Annotated in this window: 27 protein-coding genes; 15 read left to right on the top strand and 12 right to left on the bottom strand. The window is 37.4% G+C overall.

All coding sequences use genetic code 11. The annotated features are described in order from the left end of the window. Window positions 1–13 precede the first annotated feature (13 nt). Window positions 14–709, top strand: a complete 696-nt coding sequence (locus AC3B6Y_RS03325; protein WP_489756726.1) for an L-ribulose-5-phosphate 4-epimerase — start codon at window positions 14–16, stop codon at window positions 707–709. 114 nt (window positions 710–823) lie between these two features. On the opposite strand, the gene AC3B6Y_RS03320 is transcribed toward AC3B6Y_RS03325, so the two are convergent. Both AC3B6Y_RS03320 and AC3B6Y_RS03315 read right to left on the bottom strand, forming a co-directional pair. Beyond that, complete coding sequence (locus tag AC3B6Y_RS03320) at window positions 824–1,261, bottom strand: GNAT family N-acetyltransferase (RefSeq protein ID WP_489775085.1); 438 nt, start codon at window positions 1,259–1,261, stop codon at window positions 824–826. A gap of 10 nt (window positions 1,262–1,271) precedes the next feature. Beyond that, window positions 1,272–1,700 carry a MarR family winged helix-turn-helix transcriptional regulator gene (locus tag AC3B6Y_RS03315; protein WP_489791372.1) on the bottom strand — a complete coding sequence of 143 codons (429 nt, stop codon included), beginning with the start codon at window positions 1,698–1,700 and terminating at the stop codon, window positions 1,272–1,274. A gap of 339 nt (window positions 1,701–2,039) precedes the next feature. Between AC3B6Y_RS03315 and AC3B6Y_RS03310 the strand changes: the two genes are divergently transcribed. Continuing rightward, window positions 2,040–3,410 (top strand): NAD-dependent succinate-semialdehyde dehydrogenase, encoded by a 1,371-nt coding sequence (locus AC3B6Y_RS03310; protein ID WP_489791371.1) that lies wholly within the window; start codon window positions 2,040–2,042, stop codon window positions 3,408–3,410. Window positions 3,411–3,468: 58 nt separating this feature from the next. Here the strand turns inward: AC3B6Y_RS03310 and AC3B6Y_RS03305 are convergent, their stop codons facing one another. The 3 genes from AC3B6Y_RS03305 to menB all read right to left on the bottom strand — a co-directional run bounded on the left by AC3B6Y_RS03305 (window position 3,469) and on the right by menB (window position 6,526). Further along, entirely contained in the window at window positions 3,469–4,002 is a 534-nt protein-coding gene (locus AC3B6Y_RS03305) for a DUF308 domain-containing protein (protein WP_489775088.1), read from the bottom strand. A 53-nt stretch (window positions 4,003–4,055) separates the two neighbouring features. Then, a complete protein-coding gene (locus AC3B6Y_RS03300; protein WP_489791370.1) occupies window positions 4,056–5,474 on the bottom strand; it encodes an o-succinylbenzoate--CoA ligase in 1,419 nt (472 codons plus the stop codon). A gap of 236 nt (window positions 5,475–5,710) precedes the next feature. Then, complete coding sequence (gene menB, locus AC3B6Y_RS03295) at window positions 5,711–6,526, bottom strand: 1,4-dihydroxy-2-naphthoyl-CoA synthase (protein ID WP_489756720.1); 816 nt, start codon at window positions 6,524–6,526, stop codon at window positions 5,711–5,713. On the opposite strand from menB, the gene AC3B6Y_RS03290 reads away from it, so the two are divergent. Next, entirely contained in the window at window positions 6,507–6,932 is a 426-nt protein-coding gene (locus AC3B6Y_RS03290; protein WP_489791499.1) for a PaaI family thioesterase, read from the top strand. The two genes, menB and AC3B6Y_RS03290, sit on opposite strands and share 20 nt — an antisense overlap. A gap of 244 nt (window positions 6,933–7,176) precedes the next feature. Beyond that, on the top strand, window positions 7,177–8,901 hold the full coding sequence (locus tag AC3B6Y_RS03285; protein ID WP_489756719.1) for a pyruvate oxidase: 1,725 nt from the start codon (window positions 7,177–7,179) through the stop codon (window positions 8,899–8,901). A gap of 178 nt (window positions 8,902–9,079) precedes the next feature. On the opposite strand, the gene AC3B6Y_RS03280 is transcribed toward AC3B6Y_RS03285, so the two are convergent. Both AC3B6Y_RS03280 and AC3B6Y_RS03275 read right to left on the bottom strand, forming a co-directional pair. Then, window positions 9,080–9,478 carry a GNAT family N-acetyltransferase gene (locus tag AC3B6Y_RS03280; protein WP_489791368.1) on the bottom strand — a complete coding sequence of 133 codons (399 nt, stop codon included), beginning with the start codon at window positions 9,476–9,478 and terminating at the stop codon, window positions 9,080–9,082. A gap of 56 nt (window positions 9,479–9,534) precedes the next feature. Then, entirely contained in the window at window positions 9,535–10,161 is a 627-nt protein-coding gene (locus AC3B6Y_RS03275; RefSeq protein WP_489756717.1) for a nitroreductase family protein, read from the bottom strand. Window positions 10,162–10,475: 314 nt separating this feature from the next. Between AC3B6Y_RS03275 and AC3B6Y_RS03270 the strand changes: the two genes are divergently transcribed. The 11 genes from AC3B6Y_RS03270 to AC3B6Y_RS03220 all read left to right on the top strand — a co-directional run bounded on the left by AC3B6Y_RS03270 (window position 10,476) and on the right by AC3B6Y_RS03220 (window position 20,432). After that, the gene (locus AC3B6Y_RS03270; protein WP_489756716.1) at window positions 10,476–10,700 is read left to right on the top strand and encodes a hypothetical protein; all 225 of its coding nucleotides are present in this window, start codon (window positions 10,476–10,478) and stop codon (window positions 10,698–10,700) included. Between the two features lie 93 nt (window positions 10,701–10,793). Next, complete coding sequence (locus AC3B6Y_RS03265) at window positions 10,794–11,666, top strand: McbB family protein (protein WP_489756715.1); 873 nt, start codon at window positions 10,794–10,796, stop codon at window positions 11,664–11,666. Further along, window positions 11,656–12,492, top strand: a complete 837-nt coding sequence (locus AC3B6Y_RS03260; RefSeq protein ID WP_489775090.1) for a nitroreductase family protein — start codon at window positions 11,656–11,658, stop codon at window positions 12,490–12,492. The genes AC3B6Y_RS03265 and AC3B6Y_RS03260 overlap by 11 nt, the downstream gene beginning before the upstream one ends. 5 nt (window positions 12,493–12,497) lie before the next feature. Then, window positions 12,498–13,523: a YcaO-like family protein gene (locus AC3B6Y_RS03255; RefSeq protein ID WP_489791367.1), complete on the top strand. Its 1,026-nt coding sequence runs from the start codon at window positions 12,498–12,500 to the stop codon at window positions 13,521–13,523. A 12-nt stretch (window positions 13,524–13,535) separates the two neighbouring features. Continuing rightward, a complete protein-coding gene (locus tag AC3B6Y_RS03250) occupies window positions 13,536–14,612 on the top strand; it encodes a YcaO-like family protein (protein ID WP_489791365.1) in 1,077 nt (358 codons plus the stop codon). 11 nt (window positions 14,613–14,623) lie between these two features. Next, window positions 14,624–15,388: a hypothetical protein gene (locus AC3B6Y_RS03245; RefSeq protein WP_489756711.1), complete on the top strand. Its 765-nt coding sequence runs from the start codon at window positions 14,624–14,626 to the stop codon at window positions 15,386–15,388. A 12-nt stretch (window positions 15,389–15,400) separates the two neighbouring features. Next, on the top strand, window positions 15,401–16,096 hold the full coding sequence (locus AC3B6Y_RS03240) for an ATP-binding cassette domain-containing protein (RefSeq protein ID WP_489756710.1): 696 nt from the start codon (window positions 15,401–15,403) through the stop codon (window positions 16,094–16,096). A 169-nt stretch (window positions 16,097–16,265) separates the two neighbouring features. Continuing rightward, entirely contained in the window at window positions 16,266–17,021 is a 756-nt protein-coding gene (locus tag AC3B6Y_RS03235; protein WP_489756709.1) for a MurR/RpiR family transcriptional regulator, read from the top strand. Window positions 17,022–17,175: 154 nt separating this feature from the next. After that, window positions 17,176–18,780, top strand: coding sequence for a maltose/glucose-specific PTS transporter subunit IIBC (malX, locus tag AC3B6Y_RS03230; protein WP_489756708.1), 1,605 nt, complete (start codon window positions 17,176–17,178; stop codon window positions 18,778–18,780). Beyond that, window positions 18,770–19,954: a MalY/PatB family protein gene (locus AC3B6Y_RS03225; protein WP_489791363.1), complete on the top strand. Its 1,185-nt coding sequence runs from the start codon at window positions 18,770–18,772 to the stop codon at window positions 19,952–19,954. Before malX ends, AC3B6Y_RS03225 begins: the two co-directional genes overlap by 11 nt. Before the next feature lies 1 nt (window position 19,955). After that, window positions 19,956–20,432 carry a PTS sugar transporter subunit IIA gene (locus AC3B6Y_RS03220; RefSeq protein ID WP_489775094.1) on the top strand — a complete coding sequence of 159 codons (477 nt, stop codon included), beginning with the start codon at window positions 19,956–19,958 and terminating at the stop codon, window positions 20,430–20,432. A gap of 71 nt (window positions 20,433–20,503) precedes the next feature. Here AC3B6Y_RS03220 and AC3B6Y_RS03215 read toward each other — a convergent pair whose 3' ends face one another. The 5 genes from AC3B6Y_RS03215 to AC3B6Y_RS03195 form a co-directional block, all read right to left on the bottom strand. Then, complete coding sequence (locus AC3B6Y_RS03215) at window positions 20,504–20,830, bottom strand: hypothetical protein (RefSeq protein ID WP_489756705.1); 327 nt, start codon at window positions 20,828–20,830, stop codon at window positions 20,504–20,506. A 61-nt stretch (window positions 20,831–20,891) separates the two neighbouring features. Further along, entirely contained in the window at window positions 20,892–22,067 is a 1,176-nt protein-coding gene (locus tag AC3B6Y_RS03210; RefSeq protein WP_489791361.1) for an MFS transporter, read from the bottom strand. Between the two features lie 234 nt (window positions 22,068–22,301). Further along, window positions 22,302–23,186 carry a PfkB family carbohydrate kinase gene (locus AC3B6Y_RS03205; protein ID WP_489791360.1) on the bottom strand — a complete coding sequence of 295 codons (885 nt, stop codon included), beginning with the start codon at window positions 23,184–23,186 and terminating at the stop codon, window positions 22,302–22,304. After that, window positions 23,176–24,543, bottom strand: coding sequence for a purine-cytosine permease family protein (locus AC3B6Y_RS03200; protein WP_489756703.1), 1,368 nt, complete (start codon window positions 24,541–24,543; stop codon window positions 23,176–23,178). Before AC3B6Y_RS03200 ends, AC3B6Y_RS03205 begins: the two co-directional genes overlap by 11 nt. A 10-nt stretch (window positions 24,544–24,553) precedes the next feature. After that, the gene (locus tag AC3B6Y_RS03195; protein ID WP_489791359.1) at window positions 24,554–25,552 is read right to left on the bottom strand and encodes an ADP-ribosylglycohydrolase family protein; all 999 of its coding nucleotides are present in this window, start codon (window positions 25,550–25,552) and stop codon (window positions 24,554–24,556) included. Window positions 25,553–25,712: the final 160 nt, after the last annotated feature.

Below are 25,712 nucleotides of genomic sequence, written 5' to 3'. Positions count from 1 at the left end.
GAGGGGGGTTAACATGTTAGAACAATTAAAACAAGAAGTTTATGAAGCCAATATGCAATTACCAAAATTAGACTTAGTGACTTTTACCTGGGGTAACGTCTCGGGCATTGATCGTAAGCAAGGTCTCTTTGTCATTAAGCCTTCGGGAGTAGCATATGATGCTTTGCAACCAGCAGATTTAGTGGTGGTTAATTTGCAAGGGCAAGTCGTTGAAGGTGACTTGAATCCTTCAAGTGATACTCCTACGCATGTGGTTTTGTATAATGCTTTTCCCAAAATTGGTGGGATTGTGCACACCCATTCACCGTGGGCAGTTGCTTTTGCGGCTGCTAAAATGGATATTCCAGCTTTAAATACGACCCATGCGGATACTTTTTACAATGATATTCCGGCAGCACGGGCTTTGACCCAACAAGAAATTGAAGCGGGTTATGAAGAAAATACCGGTCAAGCCATTGTAGAAACTTTTAAGGAGCGCCACTTGGATTATCAGGCGACTCCGGGAACATTAGTGAGTCAACATGGACCGTTTGCTTGGGGAAATGATGCTCAAAATGCTGTCTATAATGCTAAAGTGCTGGAAACAGTGGCCGCTGAAGACTATCATACGATGCAATTAACCCGAGCTAATTGTCATTTGCCGCAATATTTGTTGGATAAACATTATTACCGAAAACATGGTGATAATGCATATTACGGTCAAAAATAATTTTTAAAAATGCTTTTCAATACAATAACTAAATGTGAGTAACGCTGTGACCCCCGAAGCTAGGATAACTTCGGGGGTCATATTAGTTGCAATTTGGTCTGGAGTTCGATGGTGTTAGGACAATGCTGAATGAACCATCTTAATGTGTGGTGTTGACTCAAAGATGAACGGTTGTCCTTGACTGACAAAGTCGAATTTTTGATAGAACGCCTCAACTTGTTGTTGTGCTTCAATAGCAATTGGTTTGCCAGGAAATTGTGCTGTAATGGTTTGGAAGATCTGTTCCATTAATTCTCGTCCTAAGCCTTGACCACGATATTTTTGATCAGTTACCACACGGCCGAAAGTAAGATGGTCGCCTTCTGAAAAAATGCGCGCATAGGCGATAACTTGCTGATCAACAATGTTAAAGACATGCCAAGCCGTTAAGTCGTGAGCATCAACTTCTTGATAGATTCGTTTTTGATCAACGACAAAAGTTTTAGTTCTTAAAAAATAGATTTGGTATAGTTCGTAAGGGGTTAATGTCTCGAAATTTTTTGCCTGCCACATAAAATTTACCTCATTTCTCAAACAAAATCGTATTGATTAATTTAAAAGCTTGATACAATTGGGTCTGCTGTCGTTCAGGAACAGAAGCAATAATTTTTTGGATTTGTGCATCCGATTTTTGATTAAGGTAAGCCACAGTTTGCTGACCATGGGAAGTTAAGAAGATATCCACTGAACGTAAATCCGTTGAAGAAGGTTCTTTTGTGATTTCCTGTTTGCGCACAAGTTGATTGATTAAACGGCTAGTATAGCTTTTATCCAGATGTAACGACCGGGACAGCTTCATCGGCGTGACTGGATAATGAAAACTAATCTCTAAAAGCATTCGACTCTCGGGCCAAGTTAAGTCAGTATCGAAAACTTGCTTATCTAAGATGCCTAATAGTAAAGTATAATGTCTGTTAAAATGCCGAATTAACTCAGCTGAGTTGGGATCCATTCCCGTGTCACCTCCCTTTTGTCTTATTATAATAACGAGTAGTGGCTTTTGTCCACTAAAAATAATTAAAATTAATTTTTATGTTCTTATTTAGAGTTAAGGATAAAATACGCTGTGGCATTGTACGTTTAAATTTACAAAAAATTCGGGGCTCAGTATGATTAAGATATCCTGAAAATAAAAGCTGGTTTTTCAAGTTTGTGAATTGAATTTGATTATATTTTTTATAAGTTAAAACTTAGTAAACGATATTATGACCTAAAAATAAACGCTTTAGTGTCGCTGAATAGCACAGATAGTATTATAATGATATTGTGAATTTTGAAAGGAGTGTCTCTTATGGCATATCAAACAATCTATCCTTATACAGGTGAACTATTAAAACAGTATGATGATGCAACACCAGCTGACCTTGAAGCAGCGCTAGCTACTGGTCACCAACTCTACAAAGCAATGCGCGACCAACCGGTGGCTGAACGTGCCCAAATTTTACACCAAATTGCGCAAGCGCTCACAGAAAATGAAGATGAGTTAGCGAAGGCAATGACCTATGATATGGGTAAGTTATTGACGGAGGCTAAAGGCGAAGTGCAATTGTGTGCGGCCATTGCCGAATACTATGCGCAGCACGGTGAAGAATTAATGCAGTCAGTTCCATTAGAAACCCCTGCTGGTAAAGCTTATTACTTAAAACAAGCAACTGGAATTATTGTGGCAGTTGAACCTTGGAACTTTCCACTATATCAAGTAGTGCGGGTCTTTGCTCCGAACTTTATTGTTGGTAACCCCATGATTTTGAAGCATGCTTCGATTTGCCCAACTTCAGCCCAAAAATTAGCGGACTTAGTTTTAAAAGCTGGTGCCCCGAAAGGCGCATTAACCAACCTCTTTATTAGTTATGACTTGGTGTCAAAAGCCATTCATGATCCGCGCGTAGCTGGGGTTTGCTTAACTGGTTCTGAACGTGGTGGCGCTTCAGTAGCGAAAGAAGCCGGTGACGCCTTGAAGAAGTCGACTTTGGAATTAGGTGGTAACGACGCCTTCATTATTTTAAGTGATGCTGATGACGCTGAATTAAAGAAGATTGCCCCGGATGCACGATTGTATAATGCGGGACAAGTCTGCACTTCTTCCAAACGTTTCATTGTCATGGCTGATAAGTATGACAGTTTTGTTGCCATGTTAAAGGAAGCTTTTGCGAATGCTAAAATTGGTGATCCCATGGATCCCACAACGGTTGTAGCACCTTTGAGTTCAAAGAGTGCGCAAGAAAAATTACAGCAACAAGTCGATACGGCTATCGAACATGGTGCCAAATTAGTTTATGGTAACGAACCAATTGACAGCAAAGGTTTCTTCTTCCAACCAACAATTTTAACTGACATTGACAAAGATAATCCGATCTTTAATCAAGAAATGTTTGGTCCGGTTGCTTCGGTTTATAAAGTTAATTCTGAACAAGAAGCAATTGATTTGGCGAACGATTCAAGTTACGGCCTAGGTAATACGGTCTTTTCAGGTGATGTCGAGCATGCGAAAGCTGTGGCTGCGAAAATTGAAACGGGGATGTCCTTTATTAATTCTGGCTGGGCTTCTTTACCAGAATTACCATTTGGTGGCGTCAAAAACTCTGGCTATGGTCGGGAATTAAGCGATTTGGGCTTAAATGCCTTTGTTAATGAGCACTTGGTATTTGAACCAAAGAAATAAATTTTACAAAATTGAAGTAATCAAAAAGATTCGCCTGCTTTGGCGAATCTTTTTTTTACTACTTATTTTTATAAATACGGGTATTGATAAATTCCATGACGGCTAAAACGATTAAACCGCCGCCCAATAAACGAAAGAAAAAGCGCAACATATCAAAGGGATTAAAGACTAAGGCAATACCTAAAATGATTAATAACAAAGAGTAGCAGTAGTCCCACCACGGAGTCACATTGATATATTTGCGATTGCTGCGGGCGTTAAAAAATTGATTGACGCCGTTAACTAATAAGACAATGCCTAAAATAACTGGTAAGAGTGGAAGTAAGAGGTGGGCAATGGGAAAGATGAGAATTGCTAGTAAAAAAGAAACTACCGCAGTGGTGTACGGGCTATTATTGTCGCTATGACTTTTGGATAAGAGCCAACCATCATGTAAAGCGATTAATCCTAGACCGATCAGGTAAGCAGAAATTAAATATAAAATCGCGTTTAAACTTTTATCGGGATTAATTAAAATAACAACTCCGGTGACTGCGAGAAAAATAATTCTGAGCCAGCGATACCAATTAAATTGGCGATAATATTGTTTCATAGTCAATAACTCCTCTTTGTGTGAATCACGTTCATAATTAAGGGCAATTTTTGTTAAAGCAATTGGAATTTTAGTTGTTGGAGTCCCTGCCGTTTTAGTTTACCACTGCTGGTTTTTGGTAAAGCTGCGACTTGCCGAAATTCCACGGGAACTTTATAGTGTGCTAAATATTGGCGACCATAGGCGGTTAATTGTGCGGAGGTGACGGGCTGGTTCAATTCGACATAAGCAACGGGAACACTACCCCAGTGACGATCAGACTGGTGGGTCACACAAATATTGTGAATTTGGGGTAATTGTTGGTACAGATTTTCAATTTCGGCGGGGAAAATATTCTCACCACCAGAAACGAACATATCATCAATTCTGCCTTGCACGAATAAAAATTGTTCATCATCCAGATAGCCAATGTCGCCCGTTTTAAACCAGCCATCAGCGGTTAATTTTTGTTGAAATAATTCTGGCTTTTGCCAATAACCCGGGGTTAATGCCGGGGATTGGAGCTGGATCTCACCGTTTGGCGCAATGCGAATTTGATTGCTGAATAAAGCTTGACCACAAGAGCCTAATTTACGTTGTGCATCTGGAGGATTTAAGGCTACAACGTTGGAGCAGGTTTCGGTCATACCATAAGATTGTACTACCGGAATATGTTGGGTTTGACAAACTTGTAAGGTTTTTTGATCAATAGGGGCTCCTCCGAGAAACATTAAGCGAAAGCGGGAGTTGTAGGCAGTAGTTTTAACTTGCAAGAGTTCTTGGAGCATAGTGGGGACCACTGACATAATCGTGATTGGTTGTTGACAAAGTAATTGATTATCGTTGGTAGCGTCAAACTTATCTGCTAGATACAACGGAATGCCATAAATTAAAGAGCGCAGCAAAATAGAAAAGCCCGAGATATGAAACAATGGTACCACGCACAGCCAACAATCACTGGCCGTAATTTGAAAATTCAATAAAGTGTTCATGGCAGAGGCCCAGTGATTACCATAGGTTTGCAAAACACCCTTCGGTTGCCCCGTGGTTCCCGACGTATACATCAAACTAGCCACATCGTCACTTTGAATGCTGAAAGCGGGATAGGGTTGGGGCGCTAATGTGGATAGAGAATGTGGAGTAATGATTTGAACCTTATCTGTTGGCAATTGTAAGTCGTTTTGATCACTCAGACAGAACTTTACTTGAGCATCTTGTAATTGTTGGACTAATTCGGTCGCGGCTAAGCGAATATTGCAAAAGACAATGGTCGCATTTAATTGTTGCAATGCTAAGATATTCAAATAAGTATCTAAAGTATTGTGTCCAAATAACCCCACATGATCTTGGGGGTGAATGGATAAGTTGGCCAATTTTTGGGCACGATGTTTGACTAATTGTTGAATTTGTTGGAATGTATAGTACTGGTCTTGATAATATAAGGCTATTTTGTTAGGTGATAATTGCGTTCGTTTGTTTAACCAGTTTTGCATTAAAAAACTTCTTTCTAAAGGCTGAGCCTCAAAAAAGACTGGAACCACTGTTGGATTTCAGTCTTTGGTTACTAGGTGTGCGATGAAGATCATCAAATGTTTAGGTTTGCAGCTTGATAATTGCGCTCCAAAGAGCAAAAGAATGTATCTAACTACGCCAAATTCAAAGTCAAAAAACGACTTTTAAATTGGGCTAGGTTAGTCTTCAGCTTTTAACCAGTTTTGTTCACAGCTTGTTATGGGAACTTGGGGAACTTATCGAAATCGGGTTCGCGTTTTTCTAAGAAAGCGTCACGACCTTCTTTACCTTCATCTGTCTCATAAAATAACATGGTGGAGTCGCCAGCAATTTGTTGCAGACCAGCTAGGCCGTCCGTATCAGCATTCATGGCAGCCTTAATAAAGCGGATGGCGGTTGGTGATTTCTTTAAAATTTCGTGACACCAAGCTAGCGTTTCCGTTTCAACGTCGGCCAACGGAACGACCTTATTGATCCACCCCATTTCAAAAGCCTCTTGGGCACTATAAGGTTTGCATAAAAACCAGACTTCTTTGGCGCGCTTATGACCAATGACTCGGGCTAAATAAGCGGAGCCATAACCGGCATCAAAACTACCAACTTTTGGTCCTGTTTGCATGAACTGGGCATTATCAGCCGCGATGGTTAAATCACAAACTAATTGTAAGATATTACCCCCACCAACGGACCAGCCTTTGACCATGGCAATCACGGGCTTCGGGATCACGCGAATTAAGTGTTGTAAGTCTAAGACGTTGAGCCGGGCAATTTTATCTTTACCAACGTATCCACCGTTGCCGCGCACTTTTTGGTCACCACCGGAACAAAAGGCTAAATCGCCTTGACCGGTTAAGATAATTACACCAATGCTTGCGTCATCGCGACAATAGTTAAAGGCCTCAATCATTTCTTGAATCGTGTCCGGAGTAAAGGCGTTACGCACCTGGGGGCGATTAATTGTAATTTTGGCGATTTTATCTTGTCGCTCAAATAAAATTTCTGAATAATTCTTAATAGTTTGCCAATTCGTCATAAAATTTTCCTTTCTGGAGGTCAGAACAATCGATTTAATTCAATATCTCGGGATCAAAATCCTACACCAAGCTCCCCAAACGGTTTTATTGCAATTACCCATTACAGCACAAGTCTTACAACCGTACGGCCAGTTGCATGGAGGTATGAATAGTGTTTTAGCCGAAACCGCGGCTAGTTTAGGCGCTAATTTAAATTTACCAGCTGAGCAAGTAGCCGTCGGCACACAAATTCAAACGAATCATTTACGTTCGGTGAGGCAAGGTGAATTATTTGCAGAAGCACACCCGATTCAAATTGGTCGGCGGATTCAAGTTTGGCAAGCTAGTACTTATCAAACTTCAATCCAAGAGCCAACTAGTATCAGTACTGTCACCTTGATGGCAGTAGCTAAATCCTCTAAATAACATCTTAGCATATCAAAGTTTGGTGTTGAGGAAAAGTGCTAAGTTGATTCTTTAGAATTGGTGGTTCAAATTTTGCAGGAAGGGGGAGATTGTAGCTGTCTTCACAAATGAATGTGAAAATATTAAATTTTTCCTAATTAATTAGGATTGGGCATTTAACTTTTGTTTGTGATTGATTCGTGGTAGAGTAGAATAATGTAATTTCAAGATGTTGTTCAGATTTAATCGGAGATGGAGAGATATAATGAAAATTAATGCTGCCGATAAAATGGTTCAAGTTATGCAAGCTTGGGGCATTGATAATGTATATGGTTTACCTGGGGATTCTGTAGATACAACCATTGAAGCTTTGTATCGCAAACGCGATCAAATTAAATTTACACAAGTTCGGCATGAAGAAGTTGCTGCGTTAGCTGCTGCTTCGCATGCCAAATTAACTGGTCAAGTGAGTGTTTGCTTGTCCATTGGTGGACCTGGTGCCATTCATATGTTAAATGGTTTATATGATGCTAAGATGGATCACGCACCAGTTGTGGCTATTTTGGGTCAAATTCAATCTCATTTATTAAATACTGGTTTCTTCCAAGAAGTCAATACACCACAATTGTTCGAAGACGTTGCTGTTTATAATCGTTTGGTAACTAACCCAGAAACCTTACCAGCAGTTATGGACGAAGCAATTCGGGCCGCTTATACGAATAAAGGCGTTGCAGTTTTGACGATTCCAGATGATGTACCGGATCATAAAATTTCTGATACGTTTAAACCAACGGCTGATCAATTCCGTTTGGATGCTCCTAGTGCTGATGTGAAAGATATTGATCAAGCTTTAGCCATGATCAAAAAAGCCAAAAAGCCAGTAGCTTTGATTGGTGTCGGTGCTAAAGAAGCGCAAGAACAAGCTAAAGAATTTGTGGAACGTTACTCCATTCCATTTATTCAAACAATGCCCGCTAAGGGAACCATTGATGATGATCATCCCAATGCGTTAGGACAAATCGGTAAATTAGGTACGAAACCTGCTTATGAAGCAATGTTTAACGCCGATTTATTAATGTTAATCGGAACTGATTATCCTTATGCACCTTATATCAACCAAAAGATTCCAACAATTCAAATTGATAATGACCCAAGTAAAATTGGTCACCGTCATAATATTGATTTGGCGATCGTGGCAGATACCAAAGATGCATTAACCTTATTAAATACCCGTGGCGAAGTGATCAGCGATCGGCCATTCTTAAAAGCTTGTCAAAAGAATATGCAAACTTGGCGCGCTTGGATGAACGACGTTAAGAACAAGAAGCATAATGGCGTTTTACCATCCAAGATGTTTGCTAAAATGAGTGAAGTGGCACCAGCTAATACGGTTTGGTCCGTTGATGTGGGGACTTCAACTTCATTTGGTGCCCGGTTTGTTGATGTTAAGTCCACGCAAAAATATACCATTTCTGCATGGTTAGGAACTATGGGCTGTGCTTTACCGGGATCCATTGCTTCTAAAATTGCGATGCCACAACGCCCAACTTATGCAGTTTGCGGCGATGGTGCTTTTGCCATGGTCATGCAAGACTTTGTTACTGCAGTTAAATATGATTTGCCAATGGTCGTTGTTGTGTTAAATAATCATTTGTTAGCCTTCATTGAATATGAACAACAATCTGCGGGCCAACAAAATTACGGCATTGATTTGGCAGATATTGATTTTGCTAAATTTGCTGAAGCTTGTGGTGGTATTGGCATCAATGTTACTAACGATGAAGAATTTGCTCAAGCTATGGAACAATACAAGAACCCTACTAAGCCAGTTTTAATTAATGCTGCGGTTTATGATGAAGCTCCATTACCAGGTAAGATTATTAAAGATGAAGCTGAAGGTTATTTGAAGTTTGGTTTTGAATATTTCAAAGACAAGTTCCAAATCCCTAAGATGCCACCATTGCGTGAAATCTTACGGCAATTCTTATAAAATATAGTTTGCTGAAAGTCGTTTTCGAGAGAAGACGGCTTTTTTGGTATAACCATTTTTAGAAAATGGATAACAATAAAAAATAAGATTTTAACCAGGTTGTTTCAATTAACCTAGAGTTAAAATCTTATTTTATTTACATATTGAATGAATCATTTCAATCTAAATACACTAAGGATTATTTTCTTAATTGAAAAGCATTCTCCACTTTCTCGAAACCAATCTTCGGATAATATTCCATTGCTTTGGGTGCCGCTAATAAATAAAGTTTGGTGTGCGGACCAATTTGTGTATTTAATTTGTTAACTAATGTTTGACCAATACCTTGTTTTTGATAATTAGCATCTACGGCTAGGTCACTTAAGTAGCAAAGATCATAGCCAGAATCAACTAAGGCGCGGGCTACCCCGACTAGTTGGTCTTGATCCCAAGCAGTCCAGAGAATATCAGAATCCTTTAAGACTTGCGCAATCTTTTTAGGTTGCTCGATTGGGCGGCGCAAAGCTAAAGTGGATCTTTTTAAAAGATCAATATAGGTTTCAACTGTCACGTTGACTTGGTTACTGTAAGTAATCATGCTTGCACTTCCCTGAGTATTATAGTTTGTTTTATATGATAAATTAGTTTTGAAACTTATTCAATAATCCGAGCAAAATCCGATACAAGATAGCGTTGTTTATCGTTACCTTGTTCGGCGGCTATACCGACGGATAAGAACATAATCGGAATTAAATGGGAATCAATATTTAAGCAATCCATGACTTTAGGAAAATCAACGCCACGCATTGCCACGGAATCATAGCCAAAACACCGCACCACATGCATTAAATTCATCGCAAATAAACCAGTGTCTAAATTAACACCTTGCGCAGTTTTATCTTCGGGGTGTGTTTGATAAAAGTTTTCTAAGCCCTGTTGATATGCAGTAATGGCCGTTTGATCATGGGCATCTAACAAGCCATGATTAATGGAAAAATCGGTTAGAGTTTCGGTTTGATAAGCAGATAAATCGCCTAAAATAAAGAACAGTGCTGAGGCTGTTTCGACTTGCTCTTGGTCGGAAGCCAACTGACGTAAAACTTTTAACTTAGCTTTGTCTTTGATCACCACGACTTTCCAGGGCTGCGCGTTGTTACTAGAAGGTGCCGTGGCTGCCAACTCCAACATTTTATTAATAGTTTCATCGGAAATAGTTTGGGCCGGATCATATTTACGAATGGATTTACGTGCTACTAAAAAATTAATCATCTCTTGGTTCATGTTTTAGCCTTCTTCTTATTTAATCTAACTTTATTATAGTTTTATTGTTAAAAAATGAAAAGGCTAACATTGGGCTGGTGATTTGGAAAGTCAACTTTAAAAGGTTCCAGAATTGAATTTTAAAAAATTCTATTAAGCTAACAATTTTGGCACATAAAAAAACTATTTATTAAGTTAAAGCTATTCTGAAGTAATACTTTGATACAAGATTGTAGTTAATCTTGATATTGAGCAATAATAAATTAAAAAATGCCATTGACTTTTAATCTTATATTAATATAATTCTAATTACATTCATATAGGAGGATTAAAATATGCAAACTATTAAAGCCAAGGATTCTTTAAAAACAAAAGATTATTTGAAAATTCGAGACAAAAAAGCAAGTGCAAAACTTAATAGATCTTTGGAACAAAATTCAGAACATAAATTTGGATATGGAGGAAGTCTTAAAAGTAATAAATTAACCGAAATACATGATGGTAATAATTACTTTTGTTGTTCTTCTAGTAGTGGTAGTTCTACTGTAAGCAAAAGGTAAAAATATATTATTTTAAGGTCGCATGGTATCACATGTGGCCTTAAATAATATATTGAAGATTATAATAAATTGGCCATATGGAGGAATCATAAAATGAAAGGTAGTTATGAAATATTACCCTTTTTCTTATATAGTGGTGTAAATGAGTTACTTCAAAATGAATATGGTATAACTGTTATCAATGATAAAGATTTGTCAAACCTTTTATTTAAATGGGATAGAGATTCAAGAAAGCTTGTCTCATATGATGAAATATATAGTGTTTTTTGTGAAGATACTGATGAGCTTATATCATTTTTAATAAATAAAAAAGTTTTAAAAAAAAGCATCACAACATATTCAATTGAAATTAAAAATATTGTGATTGTATCAGATGACTTGCATATTAAATCCAATGTTTTTTCTTATTTAAGATCTAAATTAGATTTAAATGTAGAAAGTATTAGTGTTACTGAGGTTCAAGAATTTTTAAACATGAATTTATCTACTGATGATATGATAATAGTTTCTTTAACGAAATACAGTTTTAAGGATGCCAACTTGATTAGAGAAAAAATCATTGATAGCAATAGCATATCATTGTTTGGTTATTATTATGCTGGCAATTATTATATAGATAATTTGTATAAAACCGAATGGTATAATCCTTGTCATCAGTGTAATTTGGAGAATATAAAAGCTCAATTACGTATTAACACTACCGGAGATGTAAGTTATCAAGAAATAATTGATGATATTTATAAAACAGATAGTGAAATGATTATAAGTACACAATTACCAGACTACCAGAAAGACTTTATTTCCTTGTCATTGTTTTCCATAATAAATAATTTTATAGGAGACGGTGAATATTCTAGCATTAATCCAGAGTCGCTTTCGTTAGTTACAAAAATAGATTTAAATAATAACAAAGTATATAAAGACTTTTCTGTATATTGGGAGTTATGTGATTGTTATGAAAAATAATGATAAAAGTGCATCTTCTGAAAAGGAACTTTTAATTGCAAAAAAAATGTCAGAACAATTATTAAGTAAACGAACATTAAATGATATTGAAAAATTTCATCAATCAACGACCTGGCAGGTTCCTTATAACTGGACTTTCAATTCAGGAGTTATAGAATGGGAAAAACTTGTGGAGTATAAAGACATACTTCCAGATAACCCTTTAGATACTATAGAAATGTTTCCTAATTATAAGATACCTAATTATAATTATCCTCAATCTACGAGACATTTTAAAAAAGATAAATATATTGATAAAAGTAAAATAGCAGATATATTAGGTAAGGCGTTTGGTAGATATGAGGGATTAGGCTCAAAAAATTATGGTTCAGCAGGAGGGCTGTATCCAGTAATTCCAGTTATGATTGTTTTTAGTAATAATGAAATACAAGATATTGATGCAGGTGTATATGTTTATGATTCAGAGCATTATTCACTTCAATTGATTAAGAAGATATCCAATAAAAAAGATTTTAAAATGTTATCAATAAATGTTAACTCGGCTTTTCCTGGCCAACTTTTGTCTAATATATGTTTTGCATATGCAATAGATTTAGAAAGAGCTATTTTAAAATATGGTCGTAGAGGATATAGGCATGCACTAATAGAATCAGGATTAATTGCAGAGAGTTTACACTTATCTCATGTATCGTGTTATAAGGAATTCGGGGATTGTATTTGGTCTGGATTTAATGATAATGCGTTGACTCGTGCCTGTGGATTGAATGCGAAAATGACGCCTGTTACTCTTCTACAGTGGTTTGGATTGAAAGATACTAATAGGTGAATATTATGTTTACTGTCTATCCAGATGATAACAACCACATCTATAATACAATGTTTAGTTGTGATAAAACAAAATCTTTTTTTGCATCTTCTAGAATAGGCATTCTATTAAATGAAGATACCTATTCACCCAATGATTGTGGGTCCTTTGGAATTAATAAATTATTAGCAACAAAAAAAGCATTTTCGGAATCAGTAGAAAGAAGAAGTTTGTCTGGAAGTTCAAGCAACGAAATCCTTGTTCAAACTATTGACATTTTTAGCGGTTGTGTAAAAGAAATAAACAAAAATAATTTCTATTTTGCTGATAAAGGATGTCTAGATACAACTTCTACAGCAGCAGATACTAATGGTAACTATGCTGTGTATAATTCCATATTAGAATTGATTGAAAAGAATGCTACAATGCTTTTCTGGTATAACAATGAAGGATATCAATTGTATTCTGAATCAATGAAAAATATTTTGATTAATATCACAGGGGAAAATTATGATCATAAAGTTTTTATCAATGATAGTTTTTATCCTGTTTTAGTTGTTTATGTATTTTTATACGTAAATGGACATCCAATTGTTGTGGGTACGGGGTCTGGTCTTTCTTTAAAGTATTCTTTAGAAAAAGCTGTTAATGAAGCGGTCTTTTTAGCCAAAATAGAAAATGATAATAATAGTATTATTGATTATAAGGGAATGCTTTATGATAACTATACTTCAATGAAGAAAAAGTCTTTTGATGATATTAATGCCGAAAGGAAACTATCATCATACTCAAAAAAAGAATCTTTCAATTGGCGTAATGAAAATAATATCTCTATTAAAGACTTAAAATTGTCATTACGTAGATTTACAAATCATTTATATATTCATTCACTGAGCGTTTCATATAAAAAATTGATTTGTATAAGATCTTTTTCTCCTGAATTGATCAATTATGTACCATTTAAGCAAAATCTTAAATTTGATAGAAAGATATATCATAGAATAAGTAGAGATGTTTTAAAAAATGATTTTCCTGATAATCCAATTATGTAAGGACATATTATCATGTATATAAAAAATAATAATGCAAATATAGATAGTTCATTTTTGATACAAAATATATCTTTTGAGGATAAAAAATTCTTAGAAACAAACTTTTGTCATACTTCGATATTACCCTTAAAGATAAAGAACGCAACTGGTAACTCTGCAACGTTTAATAAAAAAAATTCAGTAATGGCATGCTTTGGAGAATATAATGAAAGATTGTCCATGTTTTACAATATTAATTCAAAAATTTCTAAAATACCTGCTTTTTCGTTATTTGATGACAGTGTGTTAAATGTTAATCCAGCTGAAGTATATATGAATTATTCACTAAGAGGATTAAATGGATATAAGAAAATATTTACTGATTCGTGTGGCGTTGCTTCGCATACTAATTCTGAATTAGCACTTTATGCTGCTATTTTGGAGTTTGTGGAGAGACAGTCTTTAATATTGACTTGGTTATCTAAAAAAAGGGGAAGAGAGTACCCTATAAATTTATTAAATAATTATCCTGAAAGTAGGCATTTAATTAAAAGGTTCAGTAGTATTTTTTCTTACTTTAAAGTCTATGATATTTCTTTGTATAGCGATATTTTTGTTATTTTAATAATAGGAGGTAATAAAGATTCATTTTCTATAGGCTTGGATGCAAACCTATCTTTTAGTGAGGCTTTAAAAGGTGCATTGGATGAATTTTGTCAAAGCTATGAATCTATTTTATTGTACCAAAACAACCCCAATTTAAATGAACAAGAGTTATATAAGAGAAATTTTTTAAATCAAACTTCTAAAGAATTTATTCAAAAATATACTTTTTTGGAGGGAGATATTACGAACTATTATCCTGAAAAATGTCAAAACAGCAATTTGATTAATTTAAAAAAAGTTATACAAAAAGTTCCTATAGATTATTATGCTCTTTCAATACCTCCTGCTATTAGTCAAACTAACCTAAGAATAGTTAAAGTTTTTTCCCCTGATGCTTTTCCACACATGAATACTCAAATAATTGATCCACATAAATATAAGATAGCTAATGTGTCTGGAATACAAGACTTTCCTAACATGGGCAAGTCAATTCCTTTTCCGTGAGGTTAAACAACATGAAAATTATTCTTAATTATGCTAAAACCTTTAATAAAATTATTTGGTCTGAAAAAATACCACTTATATATACTTTGTTATTACCAACTGCTTTATATATTTTTTCTAACTTTCGACGATTATCTATAGGAGGTATTTCCATAATTAAATTGTTAGCTTCAACCAGTGATTATCTAGCATATATGATTGTTTCAGTAGCTATCAATGGAATTGCATTACAAATAATTAGTTTTCGCGAAAGTGGTTTTTTAAAAACTGTCACGATGATATCTGGAGGAAATCGCAAATTTCCAGTCTATGGCCTACTAGTGAGTGAATTTATTTTTGGATATTTGTGTGTCTTGATGTTTGGAATTTTTATGGCAATATTTAATTTTAACAAAATAATTATGATTATTTTGATCTATACATTGATTTATATTTGTTCGGCCATACCAGTCATGTTATTTAGCGTATTGCTAACCATTTTTCCAATGCGCGTGAATACAAGTAGCATCTTGGCTAATTTAATACTACTAGGGTTAATCTGGTTATCGGCTGTTCGTCAAGATACGGGTTCCTTTTGGGGAGAGTTACTTTTTGGCATGAATCCAGCTGATTATGTAACACAAGTTATTGTTGTCATACTTAATTTGTTTAAAACTCCACATGTGATTAACCTATATCAAGTATTGTCGATTTTTGTTTTATTTATCATTTATTTTTTCATTGGTTATGTGGCCAGTGCTAAAGTTAGAATCAATTCCTTAACATCTAGAAATTAGGAGTGTGTGGACATGAAAATTGTTTTGGATAATATTTCATTTAGTTATCAGGATCATACAATCTTCAAAAACTGTGATTGTCAATTTTTGCCTGGAAAAATTAATTATTTAATTGGGTATAACGGTTCCGGAAAGAGCACGTTGTTTGACCTGATCAGTGGTGTTCAAAAAGTTGATAATGGAACAATTGTGTCATCGATAAAGACTAACGAAATTGTTTATCAAACGCAAAATCCAATCTTCTTTGGTTCCTTAAATGGTAATGATTTAAAGCAATTTATTTTTGGGATTGCTACTGGCTATCAAAAGATTGAAGTTAATCAATTAAGCCCGCACTTTAAAAAGTTATATTCTGGTTTAATGAATCGTAAATTAGGATCTATGTCTGTGGGAGAAAAGCGCTGGTTGTTAATCTTTTTGGAAAGTTTTTTACAAAAGAATGTTTTTCTACTTGATGAACCTACAAGCGGCGTGGATCCAGTAGCTAATAGACAAATCAACGATCAACTTTTAACTTTAGCTCAAGATCCTCAGAAATTAGTAATTGTTACTACGCATGATTTGCAACACTTGGTAGAAGCTGATTGTTATATTCATCTGCTGAGTCATCAAAAAATTCGAACTTTTAATAGCTTTGAAGAGTTTATAGCCGTCGCACAAAAATCTGATCCTGAAGAAGCTTTTGCTGTCTTAACAGGTAATGAGTAGTAATTAATTAATTTTCGTATCATTGTTAAGTCTTCATCAATAGTTAGGAACTTACTGATTATGATGAAGACTTTTTTAGTGATAAAATAATTGATTTTGCTGCAGTTAAAGCTCAAAATCTTTATAATAAACAAGTGAATTTTTTTACAATGGTCAAAGGGAGACAGCGATGACTTTATTTTTTAAAAATATTGAACGGCAAAGTGCAACTTTAAGTACCGCAGAACGGCAAGTGTTCGACTATCTGAAACGCGCGGCACCTGAATTTTTAAAGCAGGATATTGCCCAAATTGCGCGGCAAACTTATGTATCGACAGCAACAGTTAGTCGGACGATCAAAAAATTAGGCTATCAAAATTTAACGGAATTTAAGTTTTATTTGCGTAAAGCGTTGGAAGGCGAGCAGGCAGAGCAAATCACCAAAAGGGATTTTTTAAAGCATTCGGGTGCAATTCCTCTGATTGGGCGCGAAGACTTAGATTTATTACAGTTAAAGCGGGTGACGCAATTAATTAATCAAGCGCACCATATTGAATTTTTAGGATTGGGACCGTCTTATACGGTGGCAGTGGATGGTGCGCGGCGCTTAATGTTTGCAGGTAAAAATTCTTCGAGTCGTTCCGAATGGGATGAGATTGATCGGGTGGTCTCCACGATTGATCCTAGCGATTTGGTATTTTTGATCTCTTGTTCCGGAGAAACCGCGGTGATGGGGCGTTGTGCGGGAATTTTACAGCAACGGTTGGTTAATACGGTTGGCATTATTGGCAATGTTCAGAGTTCTTTGGCGGGGAAAGTCACCGAAGCTTTTGAGCTGCCAGTTCCGAACATTTATTATCAAGATTTGGATTTGTCGACGCGCATTCCACTTTTACGGTTAGTGGAGTTAATTATTGATGAGTATATTTACCAATATTGTTTGTAGTTACCAGATTTACTAGGTCGTTCGTTTTTTATTGTTAAAATTGTAACCATTTACAAAAAATGTAAATTCCGACATTATCCTTGAAAGGGCTATTTTCGCCAGTAAATTTGTTTTATTCTGTAATCGTATTCAAAAAAAGAGAAGGAGTAACGAGATGTCGGAACAAGAAGAACCAAAGAAAAAAGTTACTGCTTGGGAGTTTTTCCAAGGTTTAGGTAAAACTTTCATGTTACCAGTTTCGTTATTGGCATTTATGGGCTTGTTATTAGGAATTGGGAGTGCCTTTTCCAGCCCGAGTATGCTTAAATTATTACCATTTTTAAAGATCACACCAATTCACTTGATCTTTCAGTTTATGTCTACAATTGGTGGTTTTGCCTTTACTTATTTACCAATTATGTTTGCGATGGCGATTCCTTTAGGTTTAGCCCGTGAAGAAAAAGGCATCGCTGCTTTTGCAGGATTTGTGGGCTATTTTGTGATGAATATGTCCATTAACTTTTATTTAAAAGTTACCCATCAACTAGTTCCTGTCAGCAAAATGCAAGCTGCCGGTCAATCGAACACCTTTGGGATTCAAACTATTGAAATGGGTGTTTTAGGTGGAATTATTGTCGGTTTAATTGTGTATGTTATTCATATTCATTTTTACCAAACGCAGTTACCAGATTCGTTTGCATTCTTTAGTGGCACGCGTTTTGTACCGATTATGACAGCCTTGGTTATGGCTTTAGTGGGCTTAGTAATTCCCATGATTTGGCCGATCTTTTCAACAGCTATTAACAGCTTAGGTTGGCTGATTCAAAAAGCCGGTGTCTTTGGACCATTTATCTATGGTACTTGTTTACGGTTATTGATTCCGCTAGGTTTGCATCATATTTTGTTAGCGATGATTCGTTTTACGCAAGCTGGTGGGACCGCAGTGGTGGCCGGTCATCACGTTGTCGGAGCGTTAAATATCTTTTATCAGGAATTGCAACACGGCTTGCCGATTAGCCACCATGCGACCGCCTTCTTATCGCAAGGTTATATGCCCACGATGATGTTTGCTTTACCAGCAGTCGCATTAGCGATTTATAAAACGTCCTTCCCTGAAAATCGGAAGAAAGTTAAAGGCTTGTTGATTTCGGGAGTGATTGCTTCGTTTGTAACGGGAATTACGGAACCAATTGAGTTCTTATTCTTATTTATTTCACCAGCTTTGTATATTTTCCATAGTATTATGTCTGGTTTAGGTTATATGGTGATGGCCTTATTAAATGTTGGGATTGGCAATACTGATGGTGGTATTTTAGATTGGTTGATCTTTGGTGTCTTGCAAGGACCCGCTACTCGTTGGTGGATTGTCCCAATTGTCGGAGTGGTTTGGTTTGCCATTTACTACTTTGTTTTCAAATGGGCCATTGAAAAGTATAACTTAAAGACTCCTGGTCGTGAAAAGCACGCTAGTGCAACAGATACAGAGGATTCAGGTGAGCAATTCGATGTGCCACAAATTTTGGCAGGTGTTGGTGGTGCCGCTAATATTGTGAACGTCGATAACTGCGTGACCCGCTTACGTTTGATTGTTCAGGATACGGATTTAGTGAATGAAGAACAATTGAAAGCAGCTGGCGCGTTAGGAGTTATGATTTTAGATAAACAAAATGTGCAAGTGATTATTGGCACCCAAATTGCCACAGTGCGTAAACAATTTGATGCGGTATTAAAAGAGCAATCAATCGGTAAAGGAGAAACTACACAAGCTGATGGAGTATAACTTTGATGAAATTATTGATCGTCATGATGAAAAATGTCGCAAGTGGGATCGGACGATTATTGAACACGAATTTGGTCCTATTCCGGACGATTTTATTCCCATGTGGATTGCTGATATGGACTTTCGTTCCCCCCAAGGAATTTTAGATGCTTTCATGAAAGCTAGTCAGCGGGGAACCTTTGGTTATACGTACACGTATCCGGAATTTTATCAAACCGTAGTACAATGGCAACAACAGCAACACCAAGTCTTTGTCGATCCAGCCTGGATTACGTTAGGCTATGGTAGTGTGGCGACGATGTATAATTTAGTGCAACAATTTTGTGACGCCCAACATGGTGTGATGACTTTGACACCCACTTACGGTCCTTTTGGCCGCTGCGCTCGCGATAATCACGTGCCGGTTGGAATGAGTCCGTTAATTTTAAAAAATAATCGCTATGAAATTGCTTGGGATGACTTAGAGCACCAATTACAGGTTCAACAACCACATTTATTATTTTTCTGTAATCCGCATAATCCTTCCGGACGGATCTGGTCGCCACAAGAAATTGAACGCGTGGCCCAACTGTGCTTGGATCATCAAGTAATTATGGTTAGCGATGAAGTTCATAGTGAACACATTTTAAATAATGGTCACCACACTTCAGCGTTGAGTTTGCCGGATAAGTATTTACAAAATTTAATCTTTTTGACTTCACCAAATAAAGTCTTTAATCTCGGTGGCTTAAAAACATCATATTCAATTATTCCTAATCCACAATTACGTGCACATTTGCGCGCTAACTATCAAAAAAATTCGATTACGTCACCGAATATTTTCGGAATTACAGCTATTGTTGCCGGTTATCAAACGGGGAACGATTGGCGGCGCGCGATGGTCGATTATGTTTCACAGAATTATGAATTAGCCCAACAAATGTTAACAGATCAGCGGCTACAATTGATTCCTATGGAATCATCATATCTCTTGTGGGTCAAAGTTAGCGATTTGGGAATTAGTGGTGCAGAGTTTACGCAAGAGTTGGCTACGCAACAAGGCGTTATCTTAGAAGCGGGGACGGACTTTGTCGGTGACGGTCAAGACTTTACACGGATTAATTTAGCAATGCCGCGCTCTCAAATCAAAACGGCTTTATCGCGGATTAAGCAATTTATCGACGGGAGGTTTTAAGATGTTTGGCTTGAAAAAGAAAAAAAGAGTAGCAGATGAAATAGTCGCACCGGCCAATGGGCAATTAATTACTTTAGCTGCTTTGAAGGACGGAGTCTTCTCAAGTGGCATGATGGGGCAAGGTTATGCAGTGATTCCTAGCGACGGTCAAGTAGTCGCGCCCGTTAATGGTACCATTGTATCCATTTTTCCTACGAAGCACGCGATTACTCTAAAGGATCAGCAAGATCATGAAGTCTTATTACATTTAGGGATTGATACGGTCGAATTAAATGGTGCCCCTTTTGAGATTAAGGTGCAAGCCGGCCAAATTGTGACAGCAGGCACAACTTTAGCACAGATGGATTTGGCCATGATTCAACAGCAGCAGAAAAATCCGAGTGTCATTGTTATCTTTACTAATTTAAAAGAAGAACAACTTCAATTGAATGACTTGCAAACAGTCAATGCAGGAGCTGTCGTGGCAACTTTGGAATAATTCTCATTAAAAAAAACTGTCAGTGAACACTTTTTACGGCGTTCACTGACAGTTTTTTATTTAAGCTATGTTTAACGTTCTGGTTCCTTGATTTTAGCTTTTTCTTCACGATACCAATTTTCCCACAATTGTGGTGTATTGAGTTGTTCCATCTCTAGTCCAGCATTCTTTAACAAGTCTTCCAACAAGGCGTTGATAATATCTGAATGTTGTTTGATTAAAACTGGAACAATATCTTTCATTCGAAAGCTGCGATCATGAGCAATAAAAGCATTTAATTCAGTGACATGATGATCGACATCATATTGAGAAATAACCTCTAAATCATCATCCTGAAAGTGATGTACGTAAAATTGTAAAAATGCAGCAACCGCTTTTTCACTATATGGCTGTGCCAAATATCTCATCCTCCTCTAATTACATACTTTAATCATGACACGAAAACTCTTGATTGTAAAATTAATTTTTTAACCGTTGTTGAAAAAAGGTGCGTAGAAAAATAATGACGCCCATTACTAACGCGATGATAATTTGTAATTGGTAAGTTCCGGTTAGTAAGTTGGGACTAAATTTAGGAACTAAATTGTTGAAAAATAAAGCGGATCCGGAAAATCCAAGACTGGTAATCGCGGAAAAACAGCCCATGACTAGGGGATAATGTTTGGCGGTGGCTAAGCCAGAGAGTAGATAAGGAACTGTCATTAAGGTAAGGGCACTGCCACTTCCAATTAAAAAGGTGGCAATGGCAATGCTAGTGGTGGTGTGCAGTCTTAGTAATAAAAAACCGCCGAGGGCGACTAGAAAGAAATTGGCCACTAAAAGATATTGTTTAAATAATTGGCGTACCCAACGGATAACAAGACCCATCACAATAGCAGCCAAGCCATCCAACATCATAATCCGGCCCGTTAAAGCGGGTGTTCCTAAATGGAAATGTTGAATATAAACAGCATTTTTATTATAGAGCACGGCTTCTAACGCAATCATGACGCTGGCCACAATCAAATAATAGATAATTGAGCCAAACTTAGTTTGAGTAACTTGAGTGTTTTCGTCTGTGTCTGCTTTTTGATCTGGACGTTTATTAGGTACGACAAAACTAATAATAATTAAAGCCATTGCTGCTAAAAAGAAAAGATAGTAAGCGTGTAGCCAGTTGTGGCTTGCTAACAGCCCACTAAAGAAGACCATCACCATTGATGAACCATTTTCTAAGGCCACAACGCTGCCGAGCATGGTGGCGAGTTGCTCACCTTGGAAGGTATAGGCTTGTAAACTAGGTAAGATAGTCGTGATCCCGCCGGTTCCTAGCCCTGCTAAAAAGCCCCAAAGCAATAATTGATTGACTGATTGATGAAAAAGAAGCGGTAATAAGCCGCCCAACGTTAAAATGCTAACACTAATTAAAGCAATTTGTTTAAAAGTCCAGCGGTCTAACAATTTACCAAAGACTAAAGCGGAAATCACAGCAGCGGCATCACCAATCGTGGCGATGGACTCTACAGCCGTACTATTGGCATGTGGAAAAGCTTGTCCAATGGCCGCAATAGCGGGCGAGGTTGATGATGATAGGCGCGCAATAATTGCTAGAATGACAATGCCGAGTAGCAGTTTTCTGGTTTTGTGATTGAACATAGAATAATAACCCTCAATATTTAAACATTTTTCATTAATTTTATAATATAAATTTGTGTTTGACTAGTTTCATGAGTTGCAGTTAGTATTCGGTTTTGCTCGCAGCTGGTTATAATTACGCTCGCAACACAAAAGCTTGCGTTTAACTACAATTAGACTTTTAAGTTAAAAAGCAAACTTCAAAGTCTAATCTAGGTTAGTACTCAGCTTTTACTCGATTTTGCTCGCAGCTGGTTAATAAAAATTACTGTTTAGTTTTTGAACAATAGTGCCTGCAACTTGGTTAGCTTGCTGTAAAGTATCAGGCCACGATTTTTGCTGCATTAAACCAGCTAAGAGGCCGCCACAATGAGCATCACCAGCGCCGCTGGTATTTTGGATAGTTTTAATTTTTGGAGCAGGAACGCTTTGATAAGTTTGACCATCGTAAATGACGCACCCACGGGCGCCTAACGTTACGATAACGGGCTGTTGGGTGACAGCAAAAATAGTCGCTAATTGTTGCTGGAGATCGGTGGTTTGGGGCGCCAAGGTTTGTAATTCAACTTGATTAGCGTGAACCATAGTTGGCAATTGCCAGAGTTTTTGTAAAGTAGCTTGTTCAATGGTGCCAATGCGTGGCGAGGTATCAAATAAAATTGGTGTGTGCGGGGCATGGGTCTGTAATTGGTGCAAAATTAGCTGGGCACAAGATGAATTTTCTAACTCATAGCCACTAAGATAGATATATTGGTAACTGGCCCAATCGCAAGCCTGAAACCAATCTGCTTGCCATTGTAATTCAATCCCAGCGAAAGTTAAAAAGCTCCGTTCTCCATTAGGCTCAACTAAACATAAATCCCAGCCGTTGTCTTGGTGTCCTTGCGCTAACAAAGGCTCGATGTGCCATTGCTGAAATTGCTGTTGAATAATTTGGGCAAATGGTCCTTGACCAAGCGGCACGAGTAAGTCACTGGCAATTTGTTGCTGTTGTAAAGCACTGTAAACATTGAGCGCACATCCCCCGACCGTGGTCTGAGGCGAACTAGCGCCGATATCGCTGCCGGAAGTCGGTAAACTAGATACTTGGGTCAGCAAATCCACTAAGGCAGCGCCGATAACTAAGACTTTAGGCTGCATTTTGTTTTCCTCCCTGGTTGAAGATCTGTTCAATGGCGATTAAGATTAAGGCTACTAAGGCGGCCACAAAGACACCTAGGCTATTATTTTTAAAAATACCGTAAGCAAAGGGTCCCTGCCAAACAGCATTATTAGTAAATAACAATCCGCTTACAGTAGCAATTAACCACGTTAGAATATTAAACCAGCGATATTTGGGAGCAGTTTGAGTTTGAATCAACTTGAGGTCATAGCCGTGTTGGCGTTTAAACAAAAAGTCACTTAAAAAGACGGCCAACCAAGTTACTAAACAAATACCTAAGAAATTTAAGAAAAGTTCGAAGTTACTTAAGAAGCCAGCAGAAAAGAATAAAACATAAATAGCAATTCCAAAAACGAGCAAACTATGAACAATTAAGGAACTCGATTGTTTGAGATTAATGCCAAAGGTTTGCAGATTAATCCGTGCGGAGCGAAAAGAAACCATACACTGGGGCACTAAACCGCCAGCGGCAATCAAGAAGTATAAGACACCCATCCAAGTTGGTAAGACGCTGTACATCACTTGGTAAGGATCGCTACTATTAGCCAAAGTTGGGGCACTAGTGCTTAAGAAAATCCCACCAATCATTAACACAAACAATGGCAAAGCACCGCCAAGGGTCGTCGACCAAAAAGTTTTATGCAAATTGGTTTGCGGTTGGACGTAAGCGCCCCAATCAGCAGCAGCCATAGACCAAGAAATGCCCGAACCCGCAGCAATGATGCTGACTGCAGGCAACCAACCTTTGATCCAAGAACCATGATGCATAGACCAGGCAGTTTGCCAATTGGTTTTTAATAAGAAGAAAATAAAAATTACAAAGGTTAAAATTCCAAAAATCCAACTTAGCCACGTTTGAATTTTGGCTAATAGGTCTTCTTTTAAAAAGCCGGATAAGACAATCAAACTGGTGAAAATCAACAGACAAATCAAAATAGTGACGGGATTTTTGGGTAAGTGCAAAGTCTGTAACATAGCAACAAATAATAAAGTTCCGGTAATAATATTAACAGCGAGCCAACCGACCATGTTAATCCACGCTACGATATTAGGAATTTTATTGCCATTAATGCCAAACGGTGCACGACTCAGTTTAAAAGTCGTGATACCATTTTTTTGCCCGATCATGGCGATAAAACCCGGAAAAATAAAGGACAGAGAACCAATTAAAGCGGCTAAAACGGCTTGAAACATTGACAAATGGTAGCTAACAATAATGGCACCATAAACGAATCCCATAATACCAATGTTAGCGGCAAACCAATTATAAAATAAAGCTAGTGGTTTCAAGGTACGTTCTTTTTTTGGAATAATAATTTGTTCTTGTTTAGTCATGATTTACTCCTTATTGGCGAAACTGGTTAATTGCTTGTGCAATGCTCTGCAAATTATGCTGGGGATTTTGTTGATCAATCAGTTGAAGCCAGTTAGGAGGAATTGCCTCAACTCCTTGATAAGCGCCGCAAATGGCGGTGGCCATGGCACCAATGGTATCGGTGTCGCCCCCTAAATTAGCACAGAAGAGCGCACACTTTTGAACATCACGCCAATAATAAGCAATGGCAAACGCTGTGGGTACACTTTCCGAGAGCATTGTGCCGGTCCCCAGCACTTCATAGATTGCTTGGCGAAATTGCTGTGGTTGTTGCTGAAATTTTTGGGCCCAGTGTATTGCTAATTTAACACGCTGGTTGATGTTTGCCGCCCATGTCGGAGCTCCTTGCTGAAACCCTAACGCGCTAGTTTGCAACGCAAAATCAACAATTTGTTCCCAATCGGTGTAGACCATGGCCGCACTGACCGCACCAGCAATTAAGCACGCACCACTATAAGCAACGTCACTCGAATGGGTAACCTGAGTAACTTGCACAACCAGTTGCACCAAATCATTTTGCTGATCAGGGGTAAATAAAGTACCAATCGGCGCAATTCGCATGGCGGCACCGTTGGTCAAAGCGGTGGCGGTCACAGAAGCTGTAGGTTGATGATGTAGCGCTAAAGTTAAGGCAGCTTTACTACTAGGTCCGAGAATATTATTTTCCCAAGCATTAACATCTTTTGCCCAGGCTAAAAGATGTTGGACTAAATTGTCCGTCTCGGGTTGCCAATTAGTTTGAATCAAAGATTCTAAAATAACTAAGGCTTGGTTAGTGTCATCGGTGTATTGCCCGCGTTGAAAATATTTGGCAATGTCGTTGTTGGCAGGACCGGCAACAAAATCACTAATTCCATTAGGGAAAGTGGCCTGGATTTGTTGTTGCGTCCAGAGTTCAGTAGGCATGCCTAGCGCATCACCGATCGCTTGACCATATAAAGTTCCTAAAATTTTATTATTGGAACGCAATGTTTTCTCCTTTATTGTTAAAAAATAACTAGCAACGTTAATCATTTTTAATGATAGTTTAAAATCGAACAAAAATAAATAGCCATTCAAGCGGATCCTTGATTGGCTAGGATGAAAAATGACTATTAAAAACAAAATAATGTAATAATTCTTGATTAAT

It is taken from the genome of Bombilactobacillus sp. ESL1092, assembly GCF_058107465.1.
The sequence above is the reverse complement of the archived record's forward strand: the minus strand, read 5'-3'. Positions and strand labels throughout refer to the sequence as shown.

What these genes read in the sequence shown, in the direction of transcription:
- AC3B6Y_RS03235 (WP_489756709.1), top strand. Translation starts at nt 16,266, where the DNA reads ATGACTTTATTTTTTAAAAATATTGAACGGCAAAGTGCAACTTTAAGT.
- AC3B6Y_RS03275 (WP_489756717.1), bottom strand. Translation starts at nt 10,161, where the DNA reads ATGAACCAAGAGATGATTAATTTTTTAGTAGCACGTAAATCCATTCGT.
- AC3B6Y_RS03315 (WP_489791372.1), bottom strand. Translation starts at nt 1,700, where the DNA reads ATGGATCCCAACTCAGCTGAGTTAATTCGGCATTTTAACAGACATTAT.
- AC3B6Y_RS03200 (WP_489756703.1), bottom strand. Translation starts at nt 24,543, where the DNA reads ATGACTAAACAAGAACAAATTATTATTCCAAAAAAAGAACGTACCTTG.
- AC3B6Y_RS03210 (WP_489791361.1), bottom strand. Translation starts at nt 22,067, where the DNA reads ATGTTCAATCACAAAACCAGAAAACTGCTACTCGGCATTGTCATTCTA.
- AC3B6Y_RS03250 (WP_489791365.1), top strand. Translation starts at nt 13,536, where the DNA reads ATGTATATAAAAAATAATAATGCAAATATAGATAGTTCATTTTTGATA.
- AC3B6Y_RS03220 (WP_489775094.1), top strand. Translation starts at nt 19,956, where the DNA reads ATGTTTGGCTTGAAAAAGAAAAAAAGAGTAGCAGATGAAATAGTCGCA.
- AC3B6Y_RS03305 (WP_489775088.1), bottom strand. Translation starts at nt 4,002, where the DNA reads ATGAAACAATATTATCGCCAATTTAATTGGTATCGCTGGCTCAGAATT.
- AC3B6Y_RS03245 (WP_489756711.1), top strand. Translation starts at nt 14,624, where the DNA reads ATGAAAATTATTCTTAATTATGCTAAAACCTTTAATAAAATTATTTGG.
- menB (WP_489756720.1), bottom strand. Translation starts at nt 6,526, where the DNA reads ATGACGAATTGGCAAACTATTAAGAATTATTCAGAAATTTTATTTGAG.
- AC3B6Y_RS03255 (WP_489791367.1), top strand. Translation starts at nt 12,498, where the DNA reads ATGTTTACTGTCTATCCAGATGATAACAACCACATCTATAATACAATG.
- AC3B6Y_RS03205 (WP_489791360.1), bottom strand. Translation starts at nt 23,186, where the DNA reads ATGCAGCCTAAAGTCTTAGTTATCGGCGCTGCCTTAGTGGATTTGCTG.
- AC3B6Y_RS03265 (WP_489756715.1), top strand. Translation starts at nt 10,794, where the DNA reads ATGAAAGGTAGTTATGAAATATTACCCTTTTTCTTATATAGTGGTGTA.
- AC3B6Y_RS03240 (WP_489756710.1), top strand. Translation starts at nt 15,401, where the DNA reads ATGAAAATTGTTTTGGATAATATTTCATTTAGTTATCAGGATCATACA.
- AC3B6Y_RS03225 (WP_489791363.1), top strand. Translation starts at nt 18,770, where the DNA reads ATGGAGTATAACTTTGATGAAATTATTGATCGTCATGATGAAAAATGT.
- AC3B6Y_RS03325 (WP_489756726.1), top strand. Translation starts at nt 14, where the DNA reads ATGTTAGAACAATTAAAACAAGAAGTTTATGAAGCCAATATGCAATTA.
- AC3B6Y_RS03260 (WP_489775090.1), top strand. Translation starts at nt 11,656, where the DNA reads ATGAAAAATAATGATAAAAGTGCATCTTCTGAAAAGGAACTTTTAATT.
- AC3B6Y_RS03270 (WP_489756716.1), top strand. Translation starts at nt 10,476, where the DNA reads ATGCAAACTATTAAAGCCAAGGATTCTTTAAAAACAAAAGATTATTTG.
- AC3B6Y_RS03300 (WP_489791370.1), bottom strand. Translation starts at nt 5,474, where the DNA reads ATGCAAAACTGGTTAAACAAACGAACGCAATTATCACCTAACAAAATA.
- AC3B6Y_RS03320 (WP_489775085.1), bottom strand. Translation starts at nt 1,261, where the DNA reads ATGTGGCAGGCAAAAAATTTCGAGACATTAACCCCTTACGAACTATAC.
- AC3B6Y_RS03280 (WP_489791368.1), bottom strand. Translation starts at nt 9,478, where the DNA reads ATGATTACTTACAGTAACCAAGTCAACGTGACAGTTGAAACCTATATT.
- AC3B6Y_RS03285 (WP_489756719.1), top strand. Translation starts at nt 7,177, where the DNA reads ATGAAAATTAATGCTGCCGATAAAATGGTTCAAGTTATGCAAGCTTGG.
- malX (WP_489756708.1), top strand. Translation starts at nt 17,176, where the DNA reads ATGTCGGAACAAGAAGAACCAAAGAAAAAAGTTACTGCTTGGGAGTTT.
- AC3B6Y_RS03310 (WP_489791371.1), top strand. Translation starts at nt 2,040, where the DNA reads ATGGCATATCAAACAATCTATCCTTATACAGGTGAACTATTAAAACAG.